Genomic DNA, 16122 nt, shown 5'->3' with positions numbered 1-16122 from the left:
GAAATCTGTTATCAGGTAATATAGTGCGTCAGGCCCTCGCTCCAGCCCTCCGGGCCAAAGCCTGCGCTGTAAAAAACATGTTGCTGACGCTTCAGCGTCACGCCGGTTTTGCTATAGCCTTTGATCACGACGGCATAATCTACTTTCTCCAGCATGGGCGCATCGTTGGGACCGTCGCCCAGACCGATAGTGATCCAGCGGCCGCTGCCGGGAGGCGGGTAGTGCGTCAGCAGCCAGTCAAGCGCCGCGCCCTTACCGCGTCCCTGATTCATGACGTGCCAGAAACGCCCGCCCTGAACCAGCTCCAGCTGTTGCGCCGCCAGCGCCTGTTGGAAAGCGGTAAACTGCTCGCTGGTATCTCGCCAGATCAAACTTTCCGACCCTTCCCGCGTTTTCGCCAGGGCGGCGTCGCGCGGCGTCAGGCCTGTCCAGTCCGCCACCTCTTTTTCCGTCACGTCGGCGAACCCGGTAAATTTAAAGCCATCCTGCTCACGCAATTGCCGCAGCGTCTTGCAGATCGCCGCATAATCTTTTGCGGAAGGCCGATCGGCAGCGACAGGCGTTTGCTGCTGCCATTTCACAATGGCCCCGTTTTCCGCAATAAAAGGCGCGCCGACGATATCCAGCGCCCGCTGCAGAGGCTCAATTTCCGCCGCCGTCTTGCTTGAACAGATCACGATGGGAATATCGGCCGCCTTCAGACGCGCCAGCCAGGCCTCGGCAGCCTCCCAGCTGTAGGTATGATGATCCAGCAGGGAACCATCTAAATCCGTAACTATCATCAGGGGATCATGCAGCGCCGGCATCGTTGTTTCTCCATAGCCTGAGGCAAGTGACTCAAGTATAGCGGTATCCATCGAAGGCGCAGAAAAGGCAGGCAAACAAACGAAGCGGTTCGCCCAGGAATTCTCTTAAAAAACAGCAATAACTCACGTAAGTAACTACTTACAGGCGAGCAGGCGAGGCGACAGGGCTTCAGACAAAAAAGGTGGATAAATTCACAGGAAAAAAATAATGTGCTATGAAGTTAAGAAAATTCTTAATAGGGCCAATCGGTAGGCTACGCGGGTCAGAGATTTTTCTCTGTAGCGAATTTTAATTTTTTCCCGGCCGCTGGCCGGGTTTTTTTTTGCGCATAACCGACGCAATGCCTGAAAAAAAGGCAAAAAAAAGCCCGCGCTGCGCGGGCAAAAATCCTTGTTACTTTTTAGGTTGACTGCGCCTTTGGGGTTGGTGCAGTGGGAACAGTGTATGCCGGGCCGTTGTCAGAAGTCTCACCGTAAAACGTTAAAAAAGTGAAAAATATACGTTCATTACGTTGTTTTACATGCGGCGGCAGGCGCAACGGCAGATTCGGGCTATACTGAACAAACGATTACAAAACAAGCTGTTATCCGCGCTATGGAGGCGACATGGATCTTTTACGTATTATTATTGCTATTCTTCTGCCCCCGCTGGGTGTTTTTATGCAGGTCGGTTTTGGCGGCGCCTTCTGGCTGAATATCCTGCTGACGCTCTGCGGCTACATTCCGGGTATTGTGCACGCCGTTTGGGTCATTGCCCGTCGTTAAGCGCGCCGGTTTCCGGGTAAGATGCGCTATCTTATTTGTAGCGCACCTACCAGGAGAAAAAAATGAAGGTAAACGATCGGGTCACGGTAAAGACCGACGGCGGGCCGCGCCGCGCCGGCACGGTACTGGCGGTAGAGGACTTTAGCGAAGGCACCATGTATCTGGTCTCGCTGGAGGATTATCCGCAGGGGATCTGGTTTTTTAACGAGCTGGGGCAGCGGGACGGCATTTTTGTAGAACCGCATACCGAATAGCCGCGCAGGATGAAAAAGGGCGAAGCAATTCGCCCTTTTTTACGCCCGTTCTAAAATTTTTCCCAGTTATCGCCGTCCGCCAGCGCCGGACGCAACGGCGCCGCTTTGGTTTTCAGCACTGGCGCAGTCGGCTGTGGCGTGCCGCTAAGATTAAAGGCCGCTACGGCCTGCGTCAGACGTGAGGCCTGCTCTTCCAGCGATGAGGCGGCGGCGGAGGCCTGTTCCACCAGCGAGGCGTTCTGCTGGGTAACGTTATCCATTTCCGATACGGCCTGGCTCACCTGCTGGATGCCCCGGCTTTGTTCATCAGAGGCAGAAGCAATCTCGGCCATAATCTCCGTAACGCTGTGTACGGCCTGAACGATATCCGTCATTCTCTCGCCTGCATGGCTGACCTGAGTCGATCCCCGCTCGATCAGGCTGACCGATTCGGCAATTAACCCTTCAATTTCCTTCGCCGCGCCCGCACTGCGCTGCGCCAGATTCCGCACCTCGCTGGCCACCACGGCGAAACCGCGACCCTGTTCGCCCGCCCGCGCCGCTTCAACGGCGGCATTCAGCGCCAGAATATTGGTCTGGAATGCGATGCTGTTGATAACCGTGGTAATTTCAGCAATTTTCTTTGAGCTGGCGGAAATATTATTCATGGTGCCGATCACGCCGGAAACGATATCCCCGCCCTGGCGGGCTTTCCCGGAGGCGTCGCCCGCCAGCTGGCTGGCATGGTGCGCATTTTCCGCATTCTGCTTCACGGTTGCGGTCAGCTGTTCCATGCTGGCCGCCGTTTCTTCCAGCGCCGCCGCCTGCTGCTCGGTACGGGAGGAAAGATCGGTATTGCCCGCCGAAATTTCGGTCGAGCCCTGATAGATAGCTACCGCACCTTCACGCACCGTGCCGACCGTTTTCACCAGCGCCTGCTGCATCGTTTGCAGATTGCTGCCCAACGCGCCGATTTCACTGCGGCCCCAGGCCTGCGGCGGCGCGGTCAGATCGCCATGCGAAATACGCTCAATTCGCTGCACCGCCTGGCGTAGCGGGGCAATGATCACGCGACGCAGGAAGATAAAGGTAGCCAGCGTCAGCAGCAGCGCGGCGGCGAAAGCGCCGGCCATCATAATAAAGCCCATGCGGGTTTGCGCCTCTGCGCCCGCGTTAATGGCGGTGGCGCGCTGGGTACGAATGGCGATGGCTTTCAGCAGTACGGCGTTATAGTCATTATCCAGGCCGCGCGTGAAATCTGTTTCTCGCGTTATCACATTTTCAAAGCTGCCGTCTTTGGCGCTTTTTACCATTGGCAGCAGGCCCTCGCTGACATAGGCCGTAAAGCGGACGGTCAATTCGCCATCCAGCGCTTCGTCCGCCGGGGTTTTAATGCGCCGTTGCGTGTAGGCTTTAAAATTCTCGCCAGCCAGCTGAATACGCTTTTCCGCCTGTTTAAGATTCTCGTTAAACAGATCCATATCGCCAATGCGCACCGCCGCGCCCGCGTGAATAATATTCAGCCGGGCCGTACGCAGGTGATTGGAGCTGTTAGAGATAGCCATACGTACCTGGATCTCTTCGGTAACGTCCTTGAGCGACTGGTTACTCTGGATCAGATAATAGCTCGCCAGGCCGATGCACAGGGCGAACAGAAACAGGATGGCACCGAGAATAGTGGTGAACAGGGGAACGAGGCGCAGATGCTGCCAGAAACTTAAGTGAGAAGAACCTTCGGGTTGGGGGAGTGGTGTCATGTCCTTGTGCTCTCTGTCTGGGTAAACGAAGCGACAGGCTTCGCTTTGTTTACAACACATCGGCAGAGAAAGGCGAAAGGTTAACGGAAAAGTGTGATCCTGTTAACATTAGTGGATAAAATAAAGCCGGCATAAGCCGGCTTCTTTAACGCTTAGCGTACGTTGACGTAGATACCGCTGGTGACGTTATCAGTCAGGCGCACCACATGATAGATGACCTGTTTATTATGAGTCTTAATCTTGCGTTTAATATTGCCTTTATGCGAAGAAACCGTTTTGGCTTTAATTTGCATTTTGTCCGAGATCTGAATGGTATCGTGACCGGACATCCACATTTTAAGCATGTTCGACTCAGTTTGGCTTAGCGTCAATGGATGAACATCGAAGCCAGCGGAATAGCGAGGCGACACGTTGAGTTTCTTCTGGAAATAGGACAGAAGTAAGTTATCGAGTGTAGCAGGCTTAATCGATTTTGACGTAATAATCAGGTTCTTACGAACGTAGAGGTATTCCTCAAAATGGATGTTAGAGATAGCCATAAAGATGAAAAACAGCGTGTCAGGATGCTGCGTAATAATGTCTCTTATACGCTGGCTGGCATCTGCTTCATAAATAAAACAATCTTCGTTAATAAATACAACGCCCGGTTGGAGCTGCTGGCATTTAATTTGAAGCTGATCGATGTCGGTAACGGAAGTTATGTTTTTCTTTTTAACTCCCTTGACGGACATATAATCAGTAAGACCTAAGCGTGTGTAGCTGCATGAATCCATTATAATTGTTGGCATAACTGCGACCCTCACCAAATTGTTATTCGTTTAAACTAACGATGAATTACGCGTTGTGTAAGTTACGAGAGTAATATGTTCTGTTTTCAATTTTATTATTTGTACTCAGCATTAAGTCTGTTAGCGGACGCTGAACAAACCTGTCCATGCTCGATGTAACCGTTTAGTTTAGGCAAACCACCCACTACCAACGCGGTAAAACATCCGTAGACAGATGGAGGATCTGACAGAAGTTTGCCGCACTGCTTTGTGAACTTCGCCACTATCGCGCAGAACGCAGAGAAATCTGATAGGACGAATCCTAAAAAACATTCATCACGCGAATGTGTGCCGCTGTATAGGGCACTAAACCTGCTGTGAAATACGATTTGCTACAAGAATAACGGCAAAAAATAAAATTTCCAGTAAAAACAGACGTTTTTATTCACTCCGATGCTTAACATTTAAGCAACATTGCATCCGTTTCGTTAAACAAAATACGCTAACTGGCATTTAATAAGAATAATTTTCATTGGGTGAAGCGATTAATCAGATTTTCCTTAAGAATTTTCTGGTATCGGCGGTTTGAAAAATGTGCAAAAACATTCTACACGCTTAACAATGCCCCCAGGGCCTCTCTTGAGGTGGTTCTGAATACTTAAGTTTATTTGGCAGGAAGTTCGCTAAGGATCTGTGAGAGTAAATCAAATACTTCGCTGAATAAATGCTCACAAAACGGGGCCAGGAGCGGCATCATCAGGCTCAGGAAGATAAGACCGATTGATAAGGTGATAGGAAAGCCGATGGCAAAAACCGACAGCTGAGGTGAAACACGGTTTAACAAACCCAGTGCCAGGTTAATGATGAGCAGCAGCGTTATCAGGGGTAACGCTAATCGCATTCCATTAAGGAAAATCAGACTGGCTGCTTTCGTTAACGCCAGAAACGCGTTGCCGTTAATCAGCTCTCCGCCAACAGGCAGCGTATGAAAGCTGTCGGCGACCATAGAAATTAACCACAGGTGACCGTTAAAAGATAAAAACAGCAGCATGGCCAGCATATCCATAAAGCGGGCCAGCACCGGCATATTCAGTCGGCTTGAAGGATCGAAAAAGGTGGCAAAAGAGATACCCATCTGCAAACCAATGACTTCACCTGCGGTTCTGACTGCCGCAAAGGCAAATTGCATCGTAAAACCGATAGCCACGCCAATCAGAATCTGCTGAATCAGCAGCCAGAAGCCGCCAATTGAGAATAAGGTCACATTAACCGGCGGCAGCGTGGGGATCAAAACCCAGGTAATCATCAGGCCTAAGCCAAGCTTAACCTTTTTGCTAATCGATTTTTCACTGAGGATCGGGGCGGTCATGATTAACGCCAGCACGCGGGCGAGGGGCCAAAAAAGTTGCCCCATCCATAACATCAGCTGGCTGCTGTCGAAGTTAATCATTTAACCGATCATATTAGGCAGGTTGGTAAACAGGGTGCGCATATAGTCCAGCACCAGGCTCAGCATCCACGGGCCAGCCACGACGATGGTCGCAACGACGGCGAGGATTTTTGGAATAAAAGAGAGCGTTTGTTCGTTGATTTGCGTCGCCGCCTGCAGCAGGCTAATCAGCAGACCGCTGACCAGCGCCGCCAGCAGCAGAGGTGCGGCCAGGATCAGCCCAACGTGCAGCGCATCATGACCAATTGACATAACCGATTCTGGTGTCATCACGACTCCGGGAAAATTGAGGGCCTATATCGTCGCGACAGGCAGCGCCGCGATTTTTGCCGGGCGACGTCGTCGCCCGATTATTATGAATAGAAGCTTTGCGCCAGCGAGCTAATCAGCAGCTGCCAGCCGTCTACCAGCACGAACAGCATCAGCTTAAAGGGCAGCGCGATGGTCGCGGGCGGCACCATCATCATCCCCAGCGCCATCAGCACGCTGGCGACGACAAGGTCGATAATCAGAAACGGGATAAACACGGTAAAGCCAATCTGGAACGCCGTTTTCAGCTCGCTGGTCACGTAGGCCGGCAGCAGAATGCGCATCGGCACCGCTTCCGGGCCTTGCAAAGGCGGGGAGTTGGCCAGGCGAGCAAACAGGGCCAGATCCGCTTCGCGAGTCTGCCGCAGCATAAATTCACGCAGCGGCTGCGCGCCTTTATCCAGCGCGTCCTGCATACTGATCTTGTCTTCGCTGAACGGCAGATAGGCGTTCTGATAAATCTTGTCCAATACCGGACTCATAATAAAGAAGGTCAGAAACAGCGCCAGGCCGAGCAGCACCTGGTTTGGCGGCGCGGACGGCGTGCCCAGCGCGTTACGCAGCAGGCCGAAAACAATGATGATGCGCGTAAAGCTGGTCATCATCAGCAAAATAGCGGGCAGGAAAGTCAGCGAGGTGATAAACACCAGCGTCTGCACCGGCAGCGACCAGCTCTGACCGCCGTTAGCCGTCGGACGGCTGACCAGGCCCGGCAACTGGGCGTGAACTTCAGGCGCCAGCAGCAGCAGCAGCGCTAAGAAAGGAAGAATGCGTTTCATTTTGGTTTTCCGGCGCGTTTAATAAGCTCTAACACCTGACGGAAATCGCCAGCGGGCTGCGGCTCTTCCGGATTTTCCTGCACCGGTGAGGGCGGCAGGGTATGCAGATGGGTGATCTGCTGTGCGGTCACGCCCAGCACCAGCCGGGCATCCTGCACGTCAACGATAACCACGCGCTCGCGCTGCCCAACCTGGCAGCTGGCGCTGATCGAGATATCCCGCTGGCCGCGCTTGCCCGTTTTGGGCGCGAAGCCAAATCGTTTCGCCAGCCAGGCGCAGGCCAGAATCAACAGAATAATCACGGCCAACACGCTGCTGACCTGCGTCAACACTGAACCGGTGGAAGCGGCCGGCTGGCCTGGCGGCTGTTGCGTTTGTCCGACGTTGACCGGCGAATGCGCCGCCGGTTGCTGCTGGCCCGTGCTCATTGGCGCTTGCTCCTGCTGCGTTTGGCTGGCGGTCGTCATTAACGGCTCAGTCGACGCATACGTTCAGATGGCGTAATGATGTCGGTGATGCGCACGCCGTATTTATCGGCAACCACCACGACTTCGCCCTGGGCAATCAGATAACCGTTGATCAGAATATCCAGCGGCTCGCCGGCCAGGCCTTCCAGCGCCACCACGGAACCCTGCGTCAGACGCAGCAGCTCTTTAATGGTCATCTTGGTGCGGCCCAGTTCCACGGTCAGCTTGACCGGGATATCCATAATCAGGTCGATATCCTGGAGCGAACCGGCGATATCATTACTTTCCAGAGATTTAAACACCCCTTCGGACGCGGTGCTGGTTGAGTTTGACTGCTCGTTCAGCGCGTCAGCCCAAAGGTCGTCCGCAGAGAGGTCGTCAACGGACGGCTTATTGGTGTCACTCATGGGGCTGTTCCTCATTCATCGAGTTCAAAATCGGGTTAATCAGATGTTCCACACGCAGCGCGTACTGCCCGTTCAGGGTGCCGTACTGGCTGGTTAAGACCGGCACGCCATCGACATGAGCGATAATGCGATCCGGTTTTTCTATCGGTAATACATCGCCGGGCTTCAGGGCCAGCAGGCGTGAAATCCGCATCGAGACGTCGGCAAAGTTCGCAATCAGCTCCAGTTCGGAGTGCTGAACCTGCTTCACCAGCGTCTCGCGCCAGTTGTGATCTTCCTGACGCGAGTTCTCCAGCGGCGGGTTGACCAGGGTTTCACGCAGCGGTTCAATCATGCTGAACGGAATGCAGATATTGAACTCGCCAATCAGGTTGCCAATCTCCACCTGGAACGGCGTGGTAATCACGATATCGTTAGGTGAAGTAGTAATATTAGTAAACTTTACCTGCATTTCGGAGCGAACATACTCCACGTCCAGCGGATAAATCGGTTTCCACGCTTCGCTGTAGCCTTCCAGCGCCAGTTTTAGCATCTTGCGAATGACGCGCTGTTCGGTTGCCGTAAACTCGCGTCCTTCTACTTTAGTAGGGAAGCGACCGTCTCCGCCAAACAAGTTATCCACGGCGATAAACACCAGGCTTGGCGAAAACACCACCAGCGCCGTACCGCGCAGCGGCTTCAGGTGGATCAGGTTCAGGTTCGTCGGTACCGGCAGGTTGCGAGCAAATTCATGATACGGCTGAATTTTAATCGCGCCTACCGTGATATCCGGGCTACGACGCAGCAGGTTAAACAGCGCCATCCTGTATGAACGCGCAAAGCGTTCGTTAATGATCTCCAGCGCCTGCAGACGTTCGCGAACCATGCGACGCTGGGTATTGGGATCGTAAGGACGAATATCACTGTCGCCCGCGCTGCTGACGTTTTCTTCCGCCGCGCTGTCGCTGTCGCCGTTAAGCAGCGCGTCAATTTCCGCTTGTGAGAGAATGCTGTCGGCCATTTTGCCCTACCTCAGGATAAAGGCGGTGAACAGAACGTCCGTCACCTTTTGCGGAGGTTGTCCCGGCACCAGCGGCGGCGCAAGCGTGGCTTTAATCTGTTTGACCAGCTCTTGCTTGCCCTGTTCGTTGCCCAGCGACGCGGCGTTCTGGTTAGAGAGCAGCAGCAGCAGGCGGCTGCGAACTTCCGGCAGATAATCATTTACGCGCTGCAGCGTTTCCTGATCGGGCAGACGCAGCGTGAAGCCAACGTAAAGCACGCGATCGGGATCGTTATCCGGGTTGATCAGGTTAACGGTAAACGTATCCAGCGCCAGGAATACCGGTGCAGGCGGCGGCGCAGGCTTTTCAGCTTTTGCCGTGTCGGCAGACCCGTGCATTTTATGCCAGACCAGATAGCCTCCTGCGCCACAAGCGGCCAGAACCACCAGCGCTATCAGGATAATCAAGAGTTTACGTTTGCCGCTTTTGGCTTTCTTCTCAGTCATACGGGCGATAATTCCTGTGAGTATGTTCAAGAGCCGGGAGTGCCTGCTCTCTGACGACGTTATGGGCAGATTATCCCGCATCGCTCGCTAAACAATAGGGCGAAAAGACGCGGGTTTTACCGTTAGCTTTGGCGTTTGTGATCGTCAGGCGAAGATATCAACGGCATTACTGCCCGAAGCGCGCGCCTGGAGGGAGGCAGGAACGGCGATAGGGGTGATCTCGCTGTCGGCGTCGGCAGCAAGACTAAAGGTGTTGCCACGGCTGTTATTACGCTGCTCCTGCTGGCCGCTAAAGCTCTGGCTCTGCGCCTGGGCGTCGCTGCTGACGTTGGTCTGCCCAAGGTTGATGCCGCTCTGCGCCAGCGCTTCCTTCAGCTGCGGCATGGCGGCCTCCAGCGCGGCGCGCACCTGGCTGTGGTTCGACACCATGCTCAGCTGCGCCTGATCGCTGTCCAGCTTCAGGCTAATCTGGATGCTGCCCAGATCCAGCGGATGCAGATGCAGCTCGGCGGTCTGCTGACCGTTGCGGCTGAACATCACAATCTGCTGGCCCAGCGCCTGCTGCCATTCCGGGCTGCCCAGCTGAGAGCTCAGCTGCGGCGTAGCCGGTGCGCTAACCAGCGAGGTTGTAGCTGGCGTCACGGCGACGGAAGCAGCGCTGATAACACCAGGTGTAATCGTTGTCTGGCTGGCGGCACTGTCTTTATCGCTGTCTTTAGTCACCTGGCCCAGCACCTGCTGGAAGGCGCTGTTCAGCGTAGCGATATCGCCTTTCTGCGTGCCGGCCGTTGCGCTCAGGGTGTTAGTGCTGCTCAGCGGCATGCTGCTGTCGCTGTCTTTTGCGGTTTCATCGCCGTCGACGGCTGTCGTCTTAGCTCCGCCCGCGCTGGCTAACAGCGAGGCAAGGGTAGCGTTAGCGTTGCTGCCTTTGATATTGCCTTCGGTCAGGCTATCGCCGCCTTTGGCAAGGGCTGCGGTCGGCTGCTGCTGCGCCTGCGGCAGCATGGCGAACAGCGCCTGAAGCGCCTGCATATCGCTGCTGCTCAGGGGCTGGGCGGCGGCGGTTTCGCTGTCGTCCTGGGTTTTAGTCAGCGCGATCGCGTTGTCTTCCGACGGCGTTTTCGCGGACTGTAGCAGCGAGTTCAGCGTTTCCGGTTTATCCAGCGCGGCCAGCAGCGCGTTCAGTTTCGCCTTCGGCGAGGCGGCATTTTTATCGTCGGCAGCGGCAACGGCCGCCGTCGCCGAGGCGGGCAGGGCTGTTTGCCCCTGCTGCGCCAGCGTCAGCAGCTTATTGCCAAGCAGTGACAGAAAGCCCGCGTTGCCGGTTTGCGCGCCGTCGGCCGTAGCCGCACCGCCAATATCCGTGCCGATATCGGTAGCATCCGCCGCCGCGCCGTTAGTGGAAGCGGTCGCGGTTTTCGCCGCCGTGTTAACCAGTGGCAAAGTCATCATTCGCCTTTCCTCAATGATGCCCGTTGGGCAAATTCATCCATCCGTTTCTGATCGAGACGGTTTTCCTGTAATAGTGCGGTTGCTGCCGCGCGAGCCTGTAGGGTTTCATAAGCATGAAGCCGCTGCTGCTTGTCGCGCCACAGGCGCAATGCGTTTTCTACCCGGCCGTTCCAGTTCGCCAGCTGCTGGCGATGCTGTTCGATCGCTTTTTCCAGCGTCTCGATAAACTGGTGGTAGTTGTACCAGCGGGTGCTGTTAATCCCTTCCGCCATGGTGGTATTCAGCGTTTTGCGATATTCGTCCTGATAGTTCAGCAGCATATGTAGCTGCTCATCAGCCTGTTTCTGACCGCGACGAACGTCGCCCAGCTGGATGGCGGCCTTTTCCAGATCTTTCTGCGCCAGGCCGCACAAGGTTTCAATTGGCGATGCGTGTTTTGCCATCAGTCAGCCCTTAACCAAAAATTGCCTGCAGATGCAGACAGGCGTCGTCAAACGTACTGCGCTCAAACATGCCCTGCTGTAAGAAGGTTTCCAGCTCCGGATAGAGCTTGATCGCTTTATCCAGCGTCGGATCGCTGCCGGCGGCATAGGCGCCCACGCTTACCAGATCGCGGTTGCGCTGATAGCTGGAAAGCAGCTGTTTGAACTGGCGAACCCGCGCATAGTGCGTATCGTCGATCAGATGCGACATCACGCGGCTGATCGACGCTTCAATATCAATGGCCGGATAGTGGCCCGACTCCGCCAGGCGACGCGACAGCACGATGTGACCGTCAAGAATGGCGCGCGCGGAGTCCGCAATGGGATCCTGCTGGTCATCGCCTTCGGTCAGCACCGTATAAAAAGCGGTGATGGAGCCGCCGCCGTCAATGCCGTTACCGGCACGTTCCACCAGCGCGGGCAGCTTGGCGAAAACGGAAGGCGGATAGCCTTTGGTGGCAGGCGGCTCACCGATAGCCAGGGCGATTTCACGCTGGGCCATGGCGTAACGAGTCAGGGAATCCATAATCAACAGCACGTGCTGGCCGCGATCGCGAAAATCTTCCGCGATGCGCGTGGCGTAGGCCGCGCCCTGCATACGCAGCAGCGGAGAAACATCCGCTGGCGCCGCGATGACTACAGAGCGCGCGCGGCCCTCGGCGCCCAGAATATTTTCAATAAAGTCTTTTACTTCACGGCCACGCTCGCCAATCAGCCCAACCACAATTACGTCGGCTTTGGTGTAGCGCGCCATCATGCCCAGCAGCACGCTTTTACCCACGCCGGACCCGGCGAACAGGCCCATACGCTGGCCGCGACCCACGGTCAGCAGGGCGTTAATGGCCCGCACGCCGGTGTCCAGCACGTCGGTAATCGGCGTACGCTGCAGCGGGTTAAACGGCGGCGTAATCAAGGGCGCGCGATAGCCGGTTTCCGGCGAAGGCAGCCCGTCCAGCGGCCGACCGCTGCCGTCGAGTACGCGCCCCAGCAGCTCCGGGCCAAGCATCAGCTGTTTGCCGCTGTGCTGGCTGTCGCCGGCCACGCGGGCATACACGCGCGCGCCAGGCAAAATGCCTTCTACTTCTTCCAGCGGCATCAAAAACAGCCTCTGGCCGTTAAAACCGACGACTTCGCTCTCGACTTCGCTGACGCCGTTGCCGTCCATGCGCTCGATCACGCAGGTCGCGCCCAGCGGCAGCTGCAGGCCGGTCGCTTCCAGCACCAGGCCGGTGGCGCGGGTCAGGCGACCATAGCGGCGAACGTCCGGCACATTGGCCAGACGCTGTTCGAAAGAGTCAAGCGCGCCAAGCCAGCGCGACAGGCGAGAGGTGGTCATTACAGTTCTCCCGGCGCGGCAAGGCGGCAGAGTTCGTGCCAGCGGGTAGCGATGCTGGCGTCAAGGTCGCCATCTTCGGCGCTGACTTTACAGCCGCCGGGATGGATAGTGCTGTCCGCCATCAGGCGCCAGCCGTGCAGGCTGAGCGTGGCGCCCAGCGACTGCTCAATACGCTGTAAATCATCCGGATGCACGCGCAGCGTGGGTTTACCGCTGAACATCGGCTCCTGCTGGATCATGCCCTGGATTTGACGAAGCAGGGCGGTGCCGTCGACGTGCGGCGCCTGGCCAATCACCTGGCGAGCGGCCTCCAGCGCCAGCTGCATCAGACGGGCGGCGATCACGCTGTCCAACGCTTCCAGCGTGTGGGAAAACTCAGAGACCAGCTGCTGCATACGGGCCTGAAGCGGCGCCTGCTGCTGCTGCGCCTCGGCCAGCCCCTGCTGAAAGCCGGCTTCATAGCCTGCTTTCTGTCCTTCACTGAACCCCTGCTGATGCCCTTCGGCATAGCCCTGGCCCTGCGCTTCGCTGCGCGCCTGGTTTTGCATCTGCTCCAGCTCAGACTGCTGCTGGCTGAACGGATCGTCTGTCAGATCCGCCAGCGGCGCTTCCGGCTCGTCGAACGAGGCCATCAGCGGCTTATTCGGCTGCCCAAGATCGTTGGGCTGCCAGCGCTGCCAGGGAAGTGAAGATTTATCAGACATACTGTTCCTCGCCGCCGCCAATCACCATCTCGCCGCTTTCCGCCAGACGACGAACGATAAGCAGGATGGCTTTCTGTTCGCTTTCCACTGCCGACATACGCATCGGGCCACGGTTCGCCAGGTCGTCGCGCAGAATATCTGCCGCACGCTGCGACATGTTGCGCAGGAACTTCTCGCGCAGCGGCTGTTCGGAGCCTTTCAGCGCCACCAGCAGCGATTCCGATTCCACTTCCTGCAACAGACGCTGGATGCTGCGGTCGTCGACCTCCACCAGGTTTTCGAACAGGAACATTTCGTCGATAATTTTCTGCGCCAGTTCGCCGTCGAAGTCGCGTACCGCTTCGATAACCGCTTCTTCCTGCTGCGTCTTCATCAGGTTGATGATTTCCGCTGCGGTTCTCACGCCGCCCATCTTCGCACGCTTGAGGTTCTGACCATCGAGCAGGCCGTTCAGTACCTCGGTCAGCTCGGCCAGCGCCGCTGGCTGCACGCCGCCGAAGGTGGCGATACGCAGCATCACGTCGTGACGCAGACGCTCGTCGAACTGGGCCAGGATATCGGCCGCCTGCGAACGCTTCAGGTGTACCATAATGGTAGCAATGATCTGCGGATGCTCGTCGCGGATCAGGTCTGCCGCCGCCTGTGGCTCCATAAAGTTGAGCGTTTCCATGCCCGTAGTGGTTTCGCGGGTTTCCAGAATATCTTCCAGCAGGCTGGCTGCGCGCTCTTCGCCCAGCGCTTTAGTCAGTACGGAGCGCAGGTAGTCGTTAGAGTTAACGCTCAGCGCCGCAAACTGTTCGGCATCGTTTTCAAACTCATGCAGTACTTCGGTCAGCTGCTTGTGAGAAACCTGACGCATGTTAGAGATCGCGGCGCTCAGGTGCTGCACCTCGCGGGCGCCAAGGTGTTTGAACACCTCGGCCGCGCGGTCTTCGCCAATCGTCATCATCAGAATGGCGCTTTTTTCGGTACCGGTGAGACTCATAGTTCGTCCTTCATCCACTGGCGAATGACCAGAGCCACCACGCGTGGGTCGTTTTCCGACATCTCACGAATACGCTGGCTCATTACCTCAGCACTCATGCGGTGCTGAGACTTACGTTCTTGATCAAGCTCGTCTTTCGACAGCTTCACGGAGACGGCATCGTCATCGCTGCCCGCTCTTGCCTGGGTCGCGGCATCCACCATCGCTTTCTCCTGAAGCGCTTTACGCTGCAGCTGTGGACGAACCAGCTTGCGGTAAAGGATCCAGGCCACAATCAGTACCAGCAACCAGCGTCCGGCTTCCATTATCTGGTCGATAAAGGACTGCTGCTGCCAGAATGGCAGGTCGCCACCGATTTCCTGCGTATCGTTGAACTGGGAGTTCACCACGTTCAGCGTATCGCCGCGCTGCTCTGAATAGCCCATCGCTTCACGCGTCAGGTTGTCAATCTGCTTCAGCTGCGCATCGGTCAGCGCTATCGGCTTGCCGGCCGCGTCGGTTTTGTAGTTCACCACTACGGCTACAGAAAGACGCTGTACTTCACCTACATTCATCTTGGTATGCAGGATGGTGCGGTCTACTTCGTAGTTCGTGGTGTCATCATTACGGCTACTTAACGGCCCGGTTTTTGTCGTGCTGCTGTTCTGGTTTGCCGTGGCGTTGTTCGCCGTGGTGCTGTTTGCACCGTTTGCACCGTTCGCACCGTTCGCACCGTTTGCGCCATTAGCTGGCGTCGTCACCGGCGCGCTGTTGGCAGGCGCAGGCTGGTTAGAGAGTGCGCCGGGCACGCCGCCGGACTGACCGCCGGACTGCTCGCTGTTGCTGCTCTGCCGTGAGCGGATCGCCTGTTTAGAAGGATCGGTGTTGGGCTGATACTTCTCGTCGGTCTGCTCACGAGCATTAAAATCAATCTGCGCCGTTACCTGAGCGTGTACGTTGCCGTTACCCAAAATCGGGTTCAGGATCGCTTCGATACGCTGCTGGTAGCGGGTTTCCACATCGCTGGCGTATTTCAGCTGCGCGTCATTCAGATCGCGGTCGGCATTATCGGACTGCGTCAGCAGATGACCGGCCTGGTCGACCACGGTCACGTTGCCCGGCGGCAGGCCGGCAACGCTGCTGGATACCATATGCACGATGGCGCTGATTTGACCCTGGTCCAGCGCACGGCCGGGCTGCAGCGTCAGGGTAACCGATGCGGTTGGCGCTTTCTGTTCACGCACAAACAGCGACGGTTTTGGCATGGCAAGATGTACGCGTACGTTCTTGACCGGGCCTAACGTTTCGATAGTACGGGACAGTTCGCCTTCCAGCGCGCGCTGGTAGTTAACCTGCTCGCTAAACTGGCTGATGCCGAACTTTTCCTGATCCAGCAGTTCGAAGCCGACCGCACCGCCTTTCGGCAGGCCCTGTTGGGCCAGGCGCAGACGCAGCTCGTGCACTTTCTCAGCGGGCACCATCAGCGCGCCGCCCTTATCATCGAACTGATAAGGAATGTTCATCTGGGTCAGCTGAGTGACGATGGCGCCGCCATCTTCATCGCTGAGGTTGTTGTAAAGCACACGGTACTCAGGCTGTTTGGCCCACAGCACCATGGCGATTACAATGGCAACGGCAGCCGCCGCAGCGATGATAATCGGGATGCGAGGATTTGCCTTTAAACGAGCAAAAAGGTCGTTCAAACCTTTCTTCTCTGGTTGATCCTGCGTGACAGTTGCATTCATGACTCTTTCCCGCCTGACAGTTGACCGGACTGTTTCGTGTAGTGTCGTAACAAATCTGACTCCCTGATGTGCTGGCTAAACAAATTAATCCACCTCTTATGGGGTGCCATTATTTTCTGAAATGAAAAATTCGATGGCTGGATAAGCTATGACTTTTGCTCTTATTTACGGGCTTTGTCTTATTGACATTGTGGTAAGTTTTCACACAGCAAA

General features: G+C 56.1%; 18 protein-coding genes. 2 read left to right on the top strand and 16 right to left on the bottom strand.

Going from position 1 to position 16122, the window contains the following annotated elements; all coding sequences use genetic code 11:
* Nucleotides 1–11: 11 nt before the first annotated feature.
* The gene (locus tag QCD69_RS03130; RefSeq protein WP_253460445.1) at nucleotides 12–806 is read right to left on the bottom strand and encodes a mannosyl-3-phosphoglycerate phosphatase-related protein; all 795 of its coding nucleotides are present in this window, start codon (nucleotides 804–806) and stop codon (nucleotides 12–14) included.
* Between the two features lie 606 nt (nucleotides 807–1412).
* Here QCD69_RS03130 and QCD69_RS03125 point away from each other — a divergent pair.
* On the top strand, nucleotides 1413–1571 hold the full coding sequence (locus QCD69_RS03125) for a YqaE/Pmp3 family membrane protein (protein ID WP_039385165.1): 159 nt from the start codon (nucleotides 1413–1415) through the stop codon (nucleotides 1569–1571).
* A gap of 62 nt (nucleotides 1572–1633) precedes the next feature.
* The gene (dsrB, locus tag QCD69_RS03120) at nucleotides 1634–1825 is read left to right on the top strand and encodes a protein DsrB (RefSeq protein WP_253460447.1); all 192 of its coding nucleotides are present in this window, start codon (nucleotides 1634–1636) and stop codon (nucleotides 1823–1825) included.
* 50 nt (nucleotides 1826–1875) lie between these two features.
* Here dsrB and QCD69_RS03115 read toward each other — a convergent pair whose 3' ends face one another.
* The 15 genes from QCD69_RS03115 to fliF all read right to left on the bottom strand — a co-directional run bounded on the left by QCD69_RS03115 (nucleotide 1876) and on the right by fliF (nucleotide 15909).
* Nucleotides 1876–3561 (bottom strand): methyl-accepting chemotaxis protein, encoded by a 1686-nt coding sequence (locus tag QCD69_RS03115; protein WP_301250982.1) that lies wholly within the window; start codon nucleotides 3559–3561, stop codon nucleotides 1876–1878.
* A gap of 152 nt (nucleotides 3562–3713) precedes the next feature.
* On the bottom strand, nucleotides 3714–4349 hold the full coding sequence (gene rcsA / locus QCD69_RS03110; RefSeq protein ID WP_253460455.1) for a transcriptional regulator RcsA: 636 nt from the start codon (nucleotides 4347–4349) through the stop codon (nucleotides 3714–3716).
* Nucleotides 4350–4992: 643 nt separating this feature from the next.
* Nucleotides 4993–5778 (bottom strand): flagellar biosynthetic protein FliR, encoded by a 786-nt coding sequence (fliR, locus tag QCD69_RS03105; RefSeq protein WP_253460458.1) that lies wholly within the window; start codon nucleotides 5776–5778, stop codon nucleotides 4993–4995.
* The gene (fliQ, locus tag QCD69_RS03100; RefSeq protein ID WP_125288017.1) at nucleotides 5779–6048 is read right to left on the bottom strand and encodes a flagellar biosynthesis protein FliQ; all 270 of its coding nucleotides are present in this window, start codon (nucleotides 6046–6048) and stop codon (nucleotides 5779–5781) included.
* Nucleotides 6049–6131: 83 nt separating this feature from the next.
* On the bottom strand, nucleotides 6132–6866 hold the full coding sequence (fliP, locus tag QCD69_RS03095) for a flagellar type III secretion system pore protein FliP (protein WP_125288016.1): 735 nt from the start codon (nucleotides 6864–6866) through the stop codon (nucleotides 6132–6134).
* Complete coding sequence (gene fliO, locus QCD69_RS03090; protein WP_125288318.1) at nucleotides 6863–7294, bottom strand: flagellar biosynthetic protein FliO; 432 nt, start codon at nucleotides 7292–7294, stop codon at nucleotides 6863–6865. Before fliO ends, fliP begins: the two co-directional genes overlap by 4 nt.
* A gap of 38 nt (nucleotides 7295–7332) precedes the next feature.
* Nucleotides 7333–7740 carry a flagellar motor switch protein FliN gene (fliN, locus tag QCD69_RS03085; RefSeq protein WP_125288015.1) on the bottom strand — a complete coding sequence of 136 codons (408 nt, stop codon included), beginning with the start codon at nucleotides 7738–7740 and terminating at the stop codon, nucleotides 7333–7335.
* On the bottom strand, nucleotides 7733–8740 hold the full coding sequence (gene fliM, locus QCD69_RS03080; protein WP_253460461.1) for a flagellar motor switch protein FliM: 1008 nt from the start codon (nucleotides 8738–8740) through the stop codon (nucleotides 7733–7735). The genes fliN and fliM overlap by 8 nt, the downstream gene beginning before the upstream one ends.
* Nucleotides 8741–8746: 6 nt before the next feature.
* A complete protein-coding gene (gene fliL, locus QCD69_RS03075; RefSeq protein WP_125288013.1) occupies nucleotides 8747–9226 on the bottom strand; it encodes a flagellar basal body-associated protein FliL in 480 nt (159 codons plus the stop codon).
* A 144-nt stretch (nucleotides 9227–9370) separates the two neighbouring features.
* Nucleotides 9371–10678, bottom strand: a complete 1308-nt coding sequence (locus QCD69_RS03070) for a flagellar hook-length control protein FliK (protein WP_301250978.1) — start codon at nucleotides 10676–10678, stop codon at nucleotides 9371–9373.
* Nucleotides 10675–11121 (bottom strand): flagellar export protein FliJ, encoded by a 447-nt coding sequence (fliJ, locus tag QCD69_RS03065; protein WP_125288011.1) that lies wholly within the window; start codon nucleotides 11119–11121, stop codon nucleotides 10675–10677. The genes QCD69_RS03070 and fliJ overlap by 4 nt, the downstream gene beginning before the upstream one ends.
* 10 nt (nucleotides 11122–11131) lie before the next feature.
* On the bottom strand, nucleotides 11132–12496 hold the full coding sequence (gene fliI / locus QCD69_RS03060) for a flagellar protein export ATPase FliI (RefSeq protein ID WP_125288010.1): 1365 nt from the start codon (nucleotides 12494–12496) through the stop codon (nucleotides 11132–11134).
* Complete coding sequence (fliH, locus tag QCD69_RS03055; RefSeq protein ID WP_253460466.1) at nucleotides 12496–13200, bottom strand: flagellar assembly protein FliH; 705 nt, start codon at nucleotides 13198–13200, stop codon at nucleotides 12496–12498. Before fliH ends, fliI begins: the two co-directional genes overlap by 1 nt.
* Nucleotides 13193–14185, bottom strand: coding sequence for a flagellar motor switch protein FliG (gene fliG / locus QCD69_RS03050; RefSeq protein WP_253460469.1), 993 nt, complete (start codon nucleotides 14183–14185; stop codon nucleotides 13193–13195). The genes fliH and fliG overlap by 8 nt, the downstream gene beginning before the upstream one ends.
* Nucleotides 14182–15909: a flagellar basal-body MS-ring/collar protein FliF gene (fliF, locus tag QCD69_RS03045; RefSeq protein ID WP_301250977.1), complete on the bottom strand. Its 1728-nt coding sequence runs from the start codon at nucleotides 15907–15909 to the stop codon at nucleotides 14182–14184. The genes fliG and fliF overlap by 4 nt, the downstream gene beginning before the upstream one ends.
* Nucleotides 15910–16122 lie beyond the last annotated feature (213 nt).

This window comes from Erwinia sp. PsM31, from assembly GCF_030433775.1.
GTDB lineage: Bacteria > Pseudomonadota > Gammaproteobacteria > Enterobacterales > Enterobacteriaceae > Erwinia > Erwinia aeris.
This window is presented reverse-complemented; position numbering and strand designations above follow the sequence as displayed.

Excerpts from the sequence above, each read along its gene's own strand:
- fliF (WP_301250977.1), bottom strand. The coding sequence starts at position 15,909 with ATGAATGCAACTGTCACGCAGGATCAACCAGAGAAGAAAGGTTTGAAC.
- QCD69_RS03115 (WP_301250982.1), bottom strand. The coding sequence starts at position 3,561 with ATGACACCACTCCCCCAACCCGAAGGTTCTTCTCACTTAAGTTTCTGG.
- rcsA (WP_253460455.1), bottom strand. The coding sequence starts at position 4,349 with ATGCCAACAATTATAATGGATTCATGCAGCTACACACGCTTAGGTCTT.
- QCD69_RS03070 (WP_301250978.1), bottom strand. The coding sequence starts at position 10,678 with ATGATGACTTTGCCACTGGTTAACACGGCGGCGAAAACCGCGACCGCT.
- fliJ (WP_125288011.1), bottom strand. The coding sequence starts at position 11,121 with ATGGCAAAACACGCATCGCCAATTGAAACCTTGTGCGGCCTGGCGCAG.
- QCD69_RS03130 (WP_253460445.1), bottom strand. The coding sequence starts at position 806 with ATGCCGGCGCTGCATGATCCCCTGATGATAGTTACGGATTTAGATGGT.
- fliR (WP_253460458.1), bottom strand. The coding sequence starts at position 5,778 with ATGATTAACTTCGACAGCAGCCAGCTGATGTTATGGATGGGGCAACTT.
- fliL (WP_125288013.1), bottom strand. The coding sequence starts at position 9,226 with ATGACTGAGAAGAAAGCCAAAAGCGGCAAACGTAAACTCTTGATTATC.
- fliQ (WP_125288017.1), bottom strand. The coding sequence starts at position 6,048 with ATGACACCAGAATCGGTTATGTCAATTGGTCATGATGCGCTGCACGTT.
- fliG (WP_253460469.1), bottom strand. The coding sequence starts at position 14,185 with ATGAGTCTCACCGGTACCGAAAAAAGCGCCATTCTGATGATGACGATT.
- fliI (WP_125288010.1), bottom strand. The coding sequence starts at position 12,496 with ATGACCACCTCTCGCCTGTCGCGCTGGCTTGGCGCGCTTGACTCTTTC.
- fliH (WP_253460466.1), bottom strand. The coding sequence starts at position 13,200 with ATGTCTGATAAATCTTCACTTCCCTGGCAGCGCTGGCAGCCCAACGAT.
- dsrB (WP_253460447.1), top strand. The coding sequence starts at position 1,634 with ATGAAGGTAAACGATCGGGTCACGGTAAAGACCGACGGCGGGCCGCGC.
- QCD69_RS03125 (WP_039385165.1), top strand. The coding sequence starts at position 1,413 with ATGGATCTTTTACGTATTATTATTGCTATTCTTCTGCCCCCGCTGGGT.
- fliP (WP_125288016.1), bottom strand. The coding sequence starts at position 6,866 with ATGAAACGCATTCTTCCTTTCTTAGCGCTGCTGCTGCTGCTGGCGCCT.
- fliM (WP_253460461.1), bottom strand. The coding sequence starts at position 8,740 with ATGGCCGACAGCATTCTCTCACAAGCGGAAATTGACGCGCTGCTTAAC.
- fliN (WP_125288015.1), bottom strand. The coding sequence starts at position 7,740 with ATGAGTGACACCAATAAGCCGTCCGTTGACGACCTCTCTGCGGACGAC.
- fliO (WP_125288318.1), bottom strand. The coding sequence starts at position 7,294 with ATGAGCACGGGCCAGCAGCAACCGGCGGCGCATTCGCCGGTCAACGTC.